Below are 14,312 nucleotides of genomic sequence, written 5' to 3' on the forward strand. Positions count from 1 at the left end.
CCTGAAAAAGATGAATAATGTAAGATTAAGCATCGTGTTTATTTTCTCTCTACTTATATTTTTTAGTTGTAAAAATGAGAATGAAAAAAGCGAAATTATTATCTCTAATAAAAAACAAATAGAAGTACATTCTAAAAAACTTAATGATTGGTTTGAAAACCAGTTTCAGGAAGAAGTTGATGACTCTCCTATGATGCAAACCTATTTAGGAATTAAGACAGAAGACTATGGTAAATGGGATGATATTTCATCTAAAAAAGAAGTTCAAGACTTGGAAAAAGCAAAAAAACAGCTTAGGTACCTAAAAGATTCGGTGAATGTTTCTAAGCTTGATAAAGCTACTTTATTAAGTTTTAGGCTAATGAAAATGGATTTAGAAAATACCATAGAAGATTTTCAATATCGTTTTTATAATTACCCTGTAAATCAAATGCACGGAATGCAGGCAGAGATTCCGGCATTTTTGATAAATATGCATCGTATTGAAAACAAAAGTGATGCTGAGGCTTATGTTTCAAGGCTAGAAGGGGTGAATGAGTTGTTTAGTCAATTGGTAGGAAATATAAAAATCAGAGAAAAGAATGGTATTGTTCCTCCTAAGTTTGTTTTTGCCAAAGTCCTCAATGATAGCAGAAATTTAATAACAGGAAAACCTTTTGACCAATCAAACAATGAGAGTACATTATTATCCGATTTTAAAAGCAAAGTAGAAAAGTTAGAACTTCCGGATGATGAGAAAAAGGTATTGGTTTCTAAAGCTGAAACCGCACTACAGGAAGCTGTAAAACCGGGATATGATAAATTAATCGAAATACTGGAGGATCAACAACAAAGAGCAACAGTAGATGATGGTGCTTGGAAATTCCCGAAAGGGAATACATTTTATAATAATGCTTTAAAGCGTACTACCACAACGGGAATATCCGCAGAAGAAATTCATCAATTAGGACTGGATGAGGTTGCTAGAATTCATAAAGAAATGAAGGACATCATGACAGAGCTTAAATATGAAGGGACATTACAAGATTTCTTTAAGTTTATGAAGGAAGATGAAAGGTTTTATTATAACAATGATGAAGAAGGTAAGGCTGCATATCTAAAAAGAGCCGTAGGATTAATAGATAATATGAAATCCAGGATGGATGAACTTTTTATTACAAAACCAAAGGCGGATATTGTGGTGAAAGCCGTAGAACCTTTCCGAGAAAAAAGCGCAGGAAAAGCTTTTTATCAAAGAGGAACACCGGATGGCTCCAGACCTGGAACTTATTATGCAAATTTGTATGATATGGAAGCGATGCCAAAATATCAAATGGAAGCTTTGGCATATCACGAAGGGATTCCTGGACATCATATGCAGATTTCCATTGCCCAGGAATTGAAAGACGTTCCTAAGTTTAGAAAATTTGGTGGATATACAGCTTATGTTGAAGGATGGGGATTGTATAATGAGTTTTTACCAAAAGAAATAGGACTGTATAACAACCCTTATTCGGATTTTGGGAGATTAGCGATGGAATTATGGAGAGCGTGCAGGTTAGTAGTTGATACTGGTATACATGCTAAGAAATGGACAAGAGAAGAAGGGATTAAATATTACACAGATAATACGCCAAATGCAGAAAGTGATGCTATAAAAATGGTAGAGAGACACATCGTTATGCCAGGTCAGGCTACAGCGTATAAAATAGGAATGAATAAGATCCTGGAATTAAGAGAAGCATCCAGATCAAAGCTTGGGAATGAGTTATTTGATATAAGGGAGTTTCATGAGGTTATTTTAACGAATGGAGCAGTGCCACTTACTGTTTTAGAAGACTTAGTGAATGAATGGATAGAATTAAAAAGTAATTCTTCTAAAATAGAAGAAAGCTCTTAATAATAGCGTTTTTTTAATTAGTAATAAATATATGCCTTTCATTACTTGAGAGGCTTTTTTGTATCAAGAATTAAGAGCTATTTACGGTAAACCTATAAATAAAAGTAAGAATAAGACTACTTTATTATAAATATTTAGTTTTAATTATGTATTTTGTGGATAAATTATGATTTTTATCTGTTTTAAGCCTCAAAATAGAACGTATGAATAAAACTGCCTTTACATTATTAGTTCTTTGTTTGATGAACTTCTTTGGCTTTTCTCAAAGCCAACTATCAGGAGTTGATCTTTCAGAAATAAGAACATTAAAAGACTCCATTTTGTTTAACACTGCAGTCGGTAATTTACAGAAATATGTAGATGAAGATCAGTTTGATACAGCAGAATTTATGGCTGATGAACTTATTCAGTTGGCTGATGATATTAAGTATGTTAGAGGGCTTGCCTTAGTCTACAGATTAAAAGGAATCATATATAATGAGAATCAAAGATATATAGAGTCTGATGAAAACTTTAGAAATGCAATTCATTTCTTTAAAGAAGCTGATGATACGGATGGATTGGCAACTATTAGTAATGATAAATTTGTAATCGAACAAAACAGAGGAAACCTGGAGAAAGCAGCAGATTATCTGATGGAGGCCAAATTATATCGAGAACAATTAAATGATAGTGTTGGTTTATCAGGAATCTATAATAATTTAGCAATTGTTTATAAAGAGCTTAAAGATGTACCAAATTCTGAAAAATATTATCGAAAATCCATAACCTTAATAAAACAGCTAAAAAGTAATGGAGTTGGACTAGTGATGAATAACCTAGCATTATTATATGCAGAGAAAGGTAGGCTTTCGGAAGCAAAAAAACTCTTACCAGAAGCGCTAAAGATTAATAAAGAAGAAAAGGATTTAAGACATACAGCACAATCATATAGCATTATGGCTAAGGTAGCAATGTATGGTAAAGAATACGAAGCTGCAAAAAAGTATTATGATACTACTTTATGTGCAGGTAGTCAAGCGAATTACAAGCTAATTGTAGTAAATGCGAAACAACAACTCGGGATTATTGCTTTAGAAGAAGGTAACTACAAAAAAGCCGAGGAATTATTAAAAATAGCAAGAGAAGATCTTATTAAAGCTAATGTAGTATCGTTGGTATTAAAAAACTATAAATATTCTTTTAAACTGGATTCTACAAGAGGTAACCTGCTAGACGCCATTAAATGGCAGAAAGAATATCAACAACTTTCTGATAAGAGGATGTATGAAAGTACTACACAAAAAGTTGAAAATGCCAAGTCTCGTTATGAAGCAGAATTAAAGCAGTTAAAGTTAATTGATGAGCAAGAGAAAAGAGAACAAAAGACAAGAGAAGAATTATTCAGATATAGACTATTTACGTTCATCAGTTTAGCTGTCATAGCAATCATATTAGTTTTTATGATACTTTTTATAAAAACTAGAAAAGAGAGAAAGAGATATATAAAGGAGCTTAACGAATCAAATCAGGTTAAGAATAAATTATTTTCTATTATTTCTCATGATCTAAAAAATGAAATACACGGACTAGAAGGTAGTCTAAATTTAATGAAAGAAGATGTAATTTCTACAGAAGAATTTAGAGAAATAGTTCCATTATTAGCTAATAGAACCCATCAAACTTCTATTTTGTTGAATAATTTACTGAACTGGTCAAAATCACAAATGAAAGAGCTAAATGCTCAACCTACTACTTTTGATATTACAGAAGTAATCAGTAATAAATTTACTTTTTTTAAACCTAAAGCTGAGAAAAAAGATATTAAATTGATTAATAAGCTGGATCCTACAATGATTTTTGCAGATAAGGATATGTTTGGTATTGTGGCTCAAAACCTAATTGCCAATGCCATTAAGTTTTGTAATCCTGGTGATTCTATTGCCTTGATATCAAGAGAAAAAGAAGATCACTACGAAATTTGTTTTGAAGATACTGGAGTTGGTATTGATCCATCTAATCTCAATAAACTATTTGCAGAAGATACATTTACAACTAATGGAACGGAGAATGAAACAGGCACCGGTCTTGGCCTTAGAATATGTAAAGAATTAATAGAACTTAATCAAGGTGAAATAAAAGTAGAAAGCACCCTTGGAAAGGGTAGTACTTTCTATATTTCCTTGCCTAAGGCTGCATAATTTTATTTATCCATTAAACTCCTAAATTGGTAAAAGAATCTTTCTATGAGTCTTAAATCCTCCGTGATAATTTCTACAGAACCTCTCATTTCTTGCTGAAAAGGGATTTCTTTCTTGTAAGTTGTGATCAATTTCTTAGGTAGCTTCACATCGATCAGATATAATCCATCTTTATCTGGTAACATTGATATATAGTTTACCGTTCCTTGTAACATTCCAAATTCATCATCTGGAAAGTTTGCTAATTTAATATTGGCTTTTTGCCCTAATTTTATTTTCCCGGAATTTTGAGTTGGTGCTTTTATCTTAGCAACATATGAAGAAGATTCCTGAATTGGGACGACAACAAAAACAATATCTCCAGCCGTTACATTTTCATTCTCGAAACGATAATTAGAAAATGAAACACGTCCTTCTATATCCGACTGTAGAAGGTATCTTAATTCCCAGTCTTTTATACTTTTTTTTAACTGATCAAAGGATTGTATCACCTTATTGCGTAAACTTATTTCTTCTCTTTGTTGATTAAATTCTGTACCCTTTGATGTCTTCTGAGCATTACTAATACTTTCCTTAATCTGAGAAAGTTGTGTGTCATAGTTTTTGTAGTTATTCTCAAACTGCAAGTACTCAATTTTTGCTTGTTCAAATTCTTGTTGAGAAATACTACCTTTATTATATAACTCCTGTTGTCTTGCAAAATCTTTTTTCTTGAAGTTTAATGCACTTCCTTCAATTTTTTTCTGACTTAAGATACCTTCTTGCCTTCTATACAGTTCTGATAATGATATCTGATTAGCTATATTCTCATCAGAAAATGGTTTTAATTCTCTATTTAAACTATATTCTATATAACTATTCTCGAAAGTAGCATAACTTGTTTGTATATCTCCTAGCGCCAGTATTGGTGGCATTTGATTAAAAGGAAAATCAATTTGTCTATTATTAAGAGTGATGGTGTCAATTACTCTTTTAAGACTAAATACATCGAGGTAGTTTGCCGTATTTCGAAGAATGGCTAGAGGAGTTCCTTCTGGAACTGTATCGCCTTCTTTTACTAAAATAGCCTCTATCTTTTCACTAACATTTGCTTGCTCTTTTTGTAATGGAACCTCTGTTGTTATAATGGCTTCTGCAGGTATTGTATCTGGGTATTTAAGCATCCAAGAAAGAAACAGTAATAATAGTATCAATACTAATATTAAAAGGTTTCCCCATCGAATCATCCAATGTGGTACGCGAGTTAAGATTTCCTGAACTTCCTCGCTTCTTAATTGTATATCGTCTAAATTGTCTGGCATTTTTTTTGTGTAATTACGAATTATGAATTACTGCTTGTTTTCAATAAAATAATCTAATTTTCACTACTTACTACTACTTACCAAGTTCTAATTGATTTTTAACCAAATTATAATAACTTCCTCTTTCTTTAATCAACGATTCGTGATTTCCGACTTCTATAATTTCTCCTTTATCTAATACTACAATTTGATCAGCATTTTTAACGGTACTTAATCGATGCGCTATTACCATAACGGTTTTATCTTTAAAAAAGGTATCTAATTTTTCCATGATTACCTTTTCATTATTTGCATCCAGAGCAGATGTAGCTTCATCGAAAAATAAGAATTTAGGATTTTTATACACCGCACGAGCAATAAACAATCGTTGTTTCTGACCTGTACTAAGTCCAACGCCTTCCATTCCTATTTTTGTGTTATAAGACAAAGGCAGTGATTCAACAAATTCCTTAATGTTGGCGACATCCACTGCATGAGCTAATTTTTTCTTGTCCACATAGTCTTCTCCTACTGCAATGTTATTAGCAATCGTATCATTGAAGATATACCCTTCTTGCATAACTACTCCAAATTGATCTCTCCAAGCTTTTTGCGATACATTCTGTAAATCATGAGAACCAATAAAAATCTGTCCTTCATCGGGCTCATAAAACTTTAGCAACAGTTTCATAAGCGTAGTTTTTCCGCTACCGCTGACACCAACAACTGCTGTAATTTTGTTAGCAGGAATTGATAAATCGAGATTTTGCAATACAGGCTTGTCAGATCCTACATATCTAAAACTAAGATTTTTGATATCAAAACCAGAATTTTCTGGGATATCTTTAAGCTTTTCATCACCTGTCTTTTCTTCATCTTCTTTATTATGAATCTCTCCAAGACGTTCTAAAGAAATCTGGGCATCTTGTAACTCTCTAAGAAAATTAATTAGTTGTGTTATAGGAGCATTTAGTTGGCCAACTATTGATGTAATTGCTAACATCATACCCAAAGTGATATCTCCATCAATTACCAGTACAGCAGAAAGTACAGTTATTAATATATTCTTTAGTTCATTAATAAAAGCAGAACCTACGCTTTGATATTGTTCTAAAGCGAGGTTTTCTATTGATATTTTAAAAAGTTTAGCCTGTACAAACTCCCAATTCCATCGTTTTCTTTTTTCGGCATTATGCAGTTTTATTTCCTGCATACCGTTTACGAGTTCGATTACCTTACTTTGCTCTTCACTGATTTGAGAAAAACGCTTGTAATCTAACTTCTTACGTTTTTTGAAGAATATTAAAATCCAGGCAAAGTAAAACGCACTACCAATAGCAAATACTGTAAATATAGAGAAGCTATAGTAGATAAGAACGATACTAAATACGATTAGGTTCACCATCGAGAACAACACATTTAGTGAAGACATGGTAAGTATTTGCTCGATTCTTTTGTGGTCATTAATTCGCTGTAATAAATCTCCAGTCATTTTTACATCAAAGTAGGAGATAGGCAGGTTCATTAATTTAATAAAGAAATCAGATATTAAAGAGATATTGATCCTGGTACTTAAATGTAATAAAATCCAGCTTCTCAACACATCGATTAATGTTCGTCCGATAAACAATGAGAGTTGCGCAATTAATACAAGGTATACAAAATCAATATCTTCATTTTCTATACCGACATCAACGATACTTTGGGTTAGGAATGGCGTAATAAGTTGTAATAAACTACCAGCAGTTAAACCTAGTATAAGTTGAAAGATGAACTTTTTGTATTTAAAAACGTATTTAGAAATAAATTTAAACCCAAATTCTTCATCTTTTTCATCTAGGTTGTCATTATAAAATTTTGGTGTAGGTTCTACCAATAATGCAACACCTTCTTCTGTAGTTTGATCCGCATTATTACCGATCCAGGCTTTTATAAATTCTTCCTTAGTATAAGTAATCAAACCATGAGCTGGATCTGATACATAAATGGTCATAGCACCTTTTCTGGAGGTCTTGATTTTATAAACTACCACGTAATGTACTTTGTTCCAATGAACGATGCAAGGCAGTGGGACTTCTAATAACTGATTTAAAGATAGTTTTACACCTAACGATCTAAATCCTATGCTTTCTACAGCTTCGCTTAATCCAAGTAAAGAACTACCTTCTCGGGTCGTTTCACTTAGAGATCTAAGCTTCTGCGTATTCAGTACTTTTCCGTAATGTTTAGCTATGATTTTAATACAAGTGGGCCCGCAATCTTTAGATTCAGCTTGTTTATAAAAAGGAAATTTTGGCATTCAGAGTTTTAATTTTGTGTAATGAGATCTTCTACAAAGTAAAGTAATTCTTTTTGATTATACTATATACTTAGTCAGATCCTATATGATTCGTATTCATGAGTTCATATTTGGGGTAATTTGTTACCCATGAAAGATGAATTATTTTGTTTAAAAAAATTGTACTTTTTGGATATGGTATAAAAATTTGGAATTAAGTAATACAAAGAATTTCAAGTAGTAGTGTTTTATCCATTACTAAAAAAATGAGTTTGCCATTAAATTCTTCTTTATTAGTATTCTTTAGAAACGAACTATCTTCGCATAATTCTTGATATAGTTGATTAATAGTTTTGGTTGTTGAAGAATATAATAAAATAATATCCCAATCCTTAAGTTCTTGTCGGAGGAGTTTATTTTTTTGAGAGCCAATTATACGTGTCAAATAAGAAATCCATTTATATTTTTTTGAAACAAAATTAGACTAGTTTTTAAAACTAATACTCAATTTTGTCGTGGCAATCCCTTTTTGATGATAAGCATTTGTCTTTAATAAGTGTCTTTAAAAGTAAAAATGTTACCTGCTTTTTTGTTTTTGTAATAGTGAGCTTGGGTTAATTTTATATATCGATTATAGGTGTTTAAAAAAACTCAACTGTAAAAGGTTATGGTTTAAAGCTATGCTTATAAATTCCATCCAAGCCGTATCTGAAAAAGCTCTATTGTCACTGTCGTTACAATTCTATTTATTAAACCTTTAATCTTTGTATTTACCAAGTACCAGTTTAGATAGTTCTGAAGATATATAGTGAATATTTTTTTGTTAAAAAAAAGTTAAAAACACAAAGGTGGAGTAACAAATATTGGACTACAGACATAATTAAATATGATGCCTCTTTAGTGCTTAATAGGAAGCTATAAAATTCTAAATAATCAATTTTTATACTAAATAGGCGGAAACCGAAAAGCCTTTTATTTAATAGAGTAGGTAAAATAATTTAATCTTTAATTTATGAAAATTAGTTTAAAAACGATTGGAAAAGCTCTAGAAAGAGATGAAATCAGAGCCATAAGTGGTGGAAGTGGTTTTGGAGCATGCCAAAATACCTGCTATTTTGTAGGTAAATCTTGTCAAAAACCTTCTGGGCAGTGGGGTACTTGTATGAATCAGACCTGTAATGGACGGCCAGCCGTATTATGTTATTAAAACTAGAAAAAGGGGTAGTTCAACTACCCCTTTTTAATTTAAGAACTGTTATGAATAATAAAAGTATATTTTTAATATTCTTGATTGTGTCTTCCATGAGTTGCACAGATAAAGAAATTCAAATCGGTAATACTGATTTGAAAATAGACATAAAGAAAACATCGGAAGATGATATTATGTTCGATCCTAATTTTACAGACTTACATTTTCAATCGTTTTATGAATTGTATCCGAAATTTTATGAAGAACTTAAATTATATAAAGGAATTCCAAATGTTGATACAAGTTTAATAGCCAATTATAACTATGATATTCCTTTGTTTTTTTATAAACTATACAGTAAAGGACATCTGGCCGATAGTGATATTAAGGAGAAAATTCATCATTATGGAATGGATACCTCAATATTTTCAGGAAGAAAAATAAATGATCAGGCCGTAGTGTTTACAGGATTTAAAAATAATAAGCAAATAGTTATTTTAGATTCTGATAACGATAAAAACTTTGGTAATGATAGGGTACTGTCTTTTGAAAAAGATTTTCGTTTAGATTCAGATAAAAATATAAAAGCTCTAAATAAGTTGCCCAGAGTAAAGTATAATTATGAAATTCTTCATAAGGATGGGGTAACTAACTACAACAGAGATATTATATTATATCCTTCTTCAAATAGTCAATATGCATCTTTATTTCAGGGCAGTTTAAACAAGAAGTTGCATATAACAGGAAGGATAAAAGATTATTGGAAAGGTAATTTTACACTTGAAAATTATAAATATGAAATTGCATTTCAAGGGTTATCTAAGGAATATTTACAAATATTAATTAGGCCTGATTCTATTGAGTTTAGTAGTAATGATTTTTTCTACAATAAGAATTTCGAATACAGAGTAAAGGACACGATAAGTATATCTAACAATCTATTTACTATTGATACAATTAATTTAGGAATCAATGAAATTGCTCTTAAAAAATTGAAAGTTAAAAGATTTCATGGTTTTAGAAAGGGGGAAACTTTAGCTAATTATAAATTAGAAAATCTTGATGGAACAAAATTCAGTGTTCTTTCGAATAAGGATGATAAGTATATATTATTAAACTTTTGGGGTACTTGGTGTCCTCCTTGTGTTAAAAACACACCTAAAATTAAAGGAATAGCAAATAAACATAAAGAAAAACTTTCTGTTATTGGTATTGCGTATGACGATTCTACCGAGTTAATCAAAAAATATATTGATGAAAATAAATTAAACTGGAGACAAGCTTTTATCAAAAGAGAGTTTAATCCTAACTCAATACTTAATTCCTTAAGAATAGAAGTTTTTCCTACTTATATTTTGTTGGCTAATGATGCTAAAATATTATATAGAGGAACTGGTTCTGAGGCATTGAATGAGATAGAAAAAATTATAAAAAATAATGACAATGAATAAAAAGTTGAACTTTCTATTTAAGTATTTAAAAAAAGAACGCATAATAATAGATCAAAGAGAATTTGAATTTCAGATAGAATCCCATCCTGATTATCCTTCATTATTGGCGATAAAGGATACGCTAACTTTTTTTAGAATAGAAAATATTGTAGTTCGTGTTAGTAAAGATGATCTTGATAATTTACCAGATAGATTTGTAACTGTGGTTGATGAGAATGGAAAACATCCATATTTAGCTTTAATAGAAAGAAATAATAATCGATATGAATTATACTCTGAAAATAAAAATATTAAATTAAGTGAAGAAGATTTTATTAGAGTTTTTGGAGAGATAGTATTAATAGCATTTAAAGAAGATAAAGATAAGAATGATATTCAAAAATCAACTATGACAAACTATAGCTTCTATGGAGCTATAGTTATTTTAGTAGGAATGTACTTAACTGTTATATTGAGTAGTAATTATTCTCCTCTTTTGGTTGCTTTTACTTTGATTTCTCTTTTAGGAGTTTATATGTCCATAGAAGCTATATTGCAAGAGATTGGGGTAAAAACAAATTTTGGATCGACCGTTTGCAATTTAACAGGTAATTCTGACTGCGAATCGGTTATCAAATCGTCTAAACTCAAGGTACTTGAAAAAGTAAGTTTTAGTAGTCTTAGCCTTATTTATTTTTCAAGTTTGATTATAGGTGTTTTTTTACTATCACTTACTCAAAGTATTATTGATTTTTATAATATCGTATTCATTATCGGATTGATCTCTTTTCCTATCACGTTGTTTTCGATTTATTACCAAAAATTTATAGAGAAAAAATGGTGTACTGTTTGCTTGACTATTATCTTCATTACGTATGTGCAACTATTCCTAATCTATTTTTTCACTGAGTTTAGTTTAAATTTTAAGTTTGACTCTTTAGCTCTGTGTTTCTTTGGGTTTTTATTAGCTTCTTTAATTACTGTTATATCAAAAAAAATATTTAAAAAAAACCATACTTTAAAATCTGATATAGCTGAAGCTAATCGATTCAAAAGAAATTATTCTATGTTTAAAATAGCGTTGTCAAATTCAACACAGTTAGATACTGATGTTATTTTAGAAAAAGAATTACTTTTTGGTAATAAAAATGCGAAACATAGAATTACCCTTCTAACGAATCCTTATTGTGGATTTTGTGAATCTGCGCACAAAACCATTTGTAATATTTTGGAAATCTATAGAGATAATGTTTGTATTGAAATTAGGTTTAATATTAGTCTAGAAGAAGCAGATAAAGAATCATTGGAACTCCATCAGAGGTTAGTAGATGTTTATTTAAATGAAGGGGAAAAAGAATTCCTTAAAGCCATGGAATTATGGTTTAAGAATAGGGACATAGATAAGTGGCAATATTTATATGGTGCAGGTGTTGATAATGAAAAAACATCAATAATTCTTAAGCAGCAAAATTTATGGGCTCAAAAAAACAAATTAAATTATACTCCAGCAGTTATTCTGAATGATTTTTTATTTCCTAAGCAGTACGATCAAAAAGAGCTTATTTACTTTATAGAAGAGCTTATTGAGGATAATGATTTATATACAGAAGCATGAGAATAGTTCAGAGTTTTTGGTCGGGTGGGGTAGATAATTTTAATTCTAGTTATGGATGGTTATCCTCAAAATATCATTGGATTGGTTGGATATTAAGTTCTTATCAGTTGGCAAAATACCACAAGAATGTGGAGCTATATACCGATTCCTTTGGTAAGAAGATTTTAATAGATTACTTAAATCTTCCCTATACAAAAGTTCATGTAGTATTTGACGATCTGGATTATCATAAAGATCTATGGGCAATAGGTAAAATCAAGACTTATCAATTACAGAAATCCCCTTTTATTCATGTCGATGGAGATGTTTTTGTTTGGGAAAGTATTGATTCCAAATTTGAAAAATCTCCTTTGATAGCTCAGAACTTAGAAGTCACTACAGCATATTATGGAGAAATGTGGAATAATATAGCACCTAATCTTGATTTTATTTCACCAGATATTGAAAATTATAATAATGGCTCGAATAATTACGCTTGTAATATGGGGATAGTAGGAGGCCATGATATTTCTTTTTTTCATGAATATACCTCTAAAAGCATTGAATTCGTAAATAAGAATAAGCATATATGGAATGAAATAAATGCTTTTAACTTTAATATTTTCTTTGAGCAGGTTTTGTTTTATGAATTAGCAATGAATAAAAAGATAGAGATAGATTTTTTGTTTAACGAAATATCAGAAGACAACAATTATAAAGGATTTGGAGATTTTAATAAAGTTCCGGATAAGACATACTTACATTTGTTAGGAGTATATAAAAGAAACCCTTCAGTTTGTAAGGCTATGGAAATATATGTAATGAAGTATTATCCTGAAACTTACTCTATTTTAATGAACATAATTAATAATGCCAATGGAAATGATAGAGAAGTAAATAATTTATCGAAAGATAAAATTAATTCAATGTGTTTAATTTTTAGAAACGATCTTATCCATGGTAATAATTTTACCAATCGAAAAGAATTTATAGTAGCAAGAGATTTATTTAATGAAGGTTTACCCATTTATTATGATGGCTTAATTTCGAATAATAAAGATTTTTGGCTAATCAATATAGAACAATTTAATCTCGATGAAGACATATTATCGATAGAAGAACTAAATGAGGAAAATTGTTTGTATGACCTAGATGAAATTGATAAGATAATTATGTTCGAGATTAATAATAAGCGCCCAATACTATTTAGTAAGTTAACTGCTAAACTAATGGAGTATATTGATAAGGATAATGATCAAGAATTTAGAGATTTTAATAGATTAATAAAAAGTAGAATTAGAAATTATATTCAATTAAAGATTATAACACTTTACAATTAAATAGATAAGAAGTATCTAAAAATTAATAATTATTTAAGAAGAGCATGAATGTACAAAAGGATATCACTGTCTTTATTGATTTTTTAGAGTTTAAGAGGGTAAGTATAGATTTTGATCAGGTTAAACAAGATTTGATTTCTCATCCGGATTTTCCTTCAATTTTTTCCTATAATGATGTATTAATTAAAAATGATGTTGAAAATCATGTTTTTAGAATTTCTTTTAATGAAGTTTTTAAATTAAATAAAAGTTTTATAGCGTTCATTCAAGGACAGAGTGATCCACTAATATTGGTTCATTTAAAAAGGAAAGGAGATTTTTTTCAGTTGAAGAAAGAAAGAGGTGAAATTATTAGTCTAAACAAAAAAGAGTTAGAGGCTAAATGGTTGGGTTTGGTAATGATACTTGATGATAACCTTGAATTTATCGAAAAGCTTAGTTTTTCGGATAATAATATAGGAAATATTGATATGGAAAATAATCGCGTTATAGGCTTTAATAATAATATAAGGTGTGAAGGAAAATATACAAATTGCTCTATTGATGTTATCGGAAATAATAATACTATAGTTATTAAGAAAGAAGCGGAATTGCTAATGTCTAGATTAGTTTTTAGAGGAAATGATAATTATCTTGAAATAGGTAATAATTCTAGGGTTAAAGGAAACTTTAATTTGGAAGGTTCAAATTCTGAAATAATTATTGGTTCTCAAACTACTATTGAATATGCTAATTTTTCAGCAACAGAATCCAAAAAAATTGAAATAGGTGAGGATTGTATGTTTTCTGATAATATTTCGATTAGAACAAGTGATTCTCATAGTATTATTGATAATATTACAAACCTTAGAATAAATCCATCCAAAGATGTAATCATAGGAAATCATGTTTGGATTGGCTCTGAAGTTAAGATATTGAAAGGAGTTACTATAGGAGACGAAAGCATTATCGGTCTTGGTACCATTGTAACTAAAAATGTTCCTAATAATTCTATAGTAGCTGGTATTCCAGGTAAAATTATTAGAGAAAATATTAGTTGGAATAGGGACCTTATATAGTATTTATGTTTCTCATAAATAAATATTTCATTTTGTTTACAAGTAGTTTTTTAAGTGTTTATGTCATTTTTCTAGTATACTACT

The 14,312-nt window shown here is 29.9% G+C and carries 10 protein-coding genes; 7 read left to right on the top strand and 3 right to left on the bottom strand.

The features are described from left to right. Nucleotides 1–10: 10 nt before the first annotated feature. The gene (locus Q0829_RS23895; RefSeq protein WP_298547709.1) at nt 11–1,879 is read left to right on the top strand and encodes a DUF885 family protein; all 1,869 of its coding nucleotides are present in this window, start codon (nt 11–13) and stop codon (nt 1,877–1,879) included. Nucleotides 1,880–2,082: 203 nt separating this feature from the next. Next, nucleotides 2,083–4,059, top strand: coding sequence for a tetratricopeptide repeat-containing sensor histidine kinase (locus Q0829_RS23900; protein ID WP_298547711.1), 1,977 nt, complete (start codon nt 2,083–2,085; stop codon nt 4,057–4,059). 2 nt (nt 4,060–4,061) lie between these two features. On the opposite strand, the gene Q0829_RS23905 is transcribed toward Q0829_RS23900, so the two are convergent. The 3 genes from Q0829_RS23905 to Q0829_RS23915 all read right to left on the bottom strand — a co-directional run bounded on the left by Q0829_RS23905 (nt 4,062) and on the right by Q0829_RS23915 (nt 8,062). Continuing rightward, nucleotides 4,062–5,360 (bottom strand): HlyD family efflux transporter periplasmic adaptor subunit, encoded by a 1,299-nt coding sequence (locus Q0829_RS23905; protein ID WP_298547712.1) that lies wholly within the window; start codon nt 5,358–5,360, stop codon nt 4,062–4,064. Nucleotides 5,361–5,433: 73 nt separating this feature from the next. After that, on the bottom strand, nt 5,434–7,638 hold the full coding sequence (locus Q0829_RS23910; RefSeq protein WP_298547713.1) for a peptidase domain-containing ABC transporter: 2,205 nt from the start codon (nt 7,636–7,638) through the stop codon (nt 5,434–5,436). Between the two features lie 193 nt (nt 7,639–7,831). After that, the gene (locus tag Q0829_RS23915) at nt 7,832–8,062 is read right to left on the bottom strand and encodes a hypothetical protein (RefSeq protein ID WP_298547715.1); all 231 of its coding nucleotides are present in this window, start codon (nt 8,060–8,062) and stop codon (nt 7,832–7,834) included. Nucleotides 8,063–8,629: 567 nt separating this feature from the next. On the opposite strand from Q0829_RS23915, the gene Q0829_RS23920 reads away from it, so the two are divergent. The 5 genes from Q0829_RS23920 (at nt 8,630) to Q0829_RS23940 (ending at nt 14,228) form a co-directional block, all read left to right on the top strand. Further along, entirely contained in the window at nt 8,630–8,824 is a 195-nt protein-coding gene (locus Q0829_RS23920; RefSeq protein ID WP_298547717.1) for a hypothetical protein, read from the top strand. Between the two features lie 137 nt (nt 8,825–8,961). Further along, nucleotides 8,962–10,257 (top strand): TlpA disulfide reductase family protein, encoded by a 1,296-nt coding sequence (locus Q0829_RS23925; RefSeq protein ID WP_298547718.1) that lies wholly within the window; start codon nt 8,962–8,964, stop codon nt 10,255–10,257. Further along, nucleotides 10,250–11,851, top strand: a complete 1,602-nt coding sequence (locus tag Q0829_RS23930) for a vitamin K epoxide reductase family protein (protein ID WP_298547719.1) — start codon at nt 10,250–10,252, stop codon at nt 11,849–11,851. The genes Q0829_RS23925 and Q0829_RS23930 overlap by 8 nt, the downstream gene beginning before the upstream one ends. Continuing rightward, the gene (locus Q0829_RS23935; protein ID WP_298547721.1) at nt 11,848–13,170 is read left to right on the top strand and encodes a DUF6734 family protein; all 1,323 of its coding nucleotides are present in this window, start codon (nt 11,848–11,850) and stop codon (nt 13,168–13,170) included. Before Q0829_RS23930 ends, Q0829_RS23935 begins: the two co-directional genes overlap by 4 nt. 44 nt (nt 13,171–13,214) lie before the next feature. Next, nucleotides 13,215–14,228 carry an acyltransferase gene (locus Q0829_RS23940; RefSeq protein WP_298547722.1) on the top strand — a complete coding sequence of 338 codons (1,014 nt, stop codon included), beginning with the start codon at nt 13,215–13,217 and terminating at the stop codon, nt 14,226–14,228. The last annotated feature ends 84 nt before the right edge of the window (nt 14,229–14,312 follow it).

It is taken from the genome of uncultured Aquimarina sp., assembly GCF_947492405.1.
Taxonomy (GTDB): domain Bacteria; phylum Bacteroidota; class Bacteroidia; order Flavobacteriales; family Flavobacteriaceae; genus Aquimarina.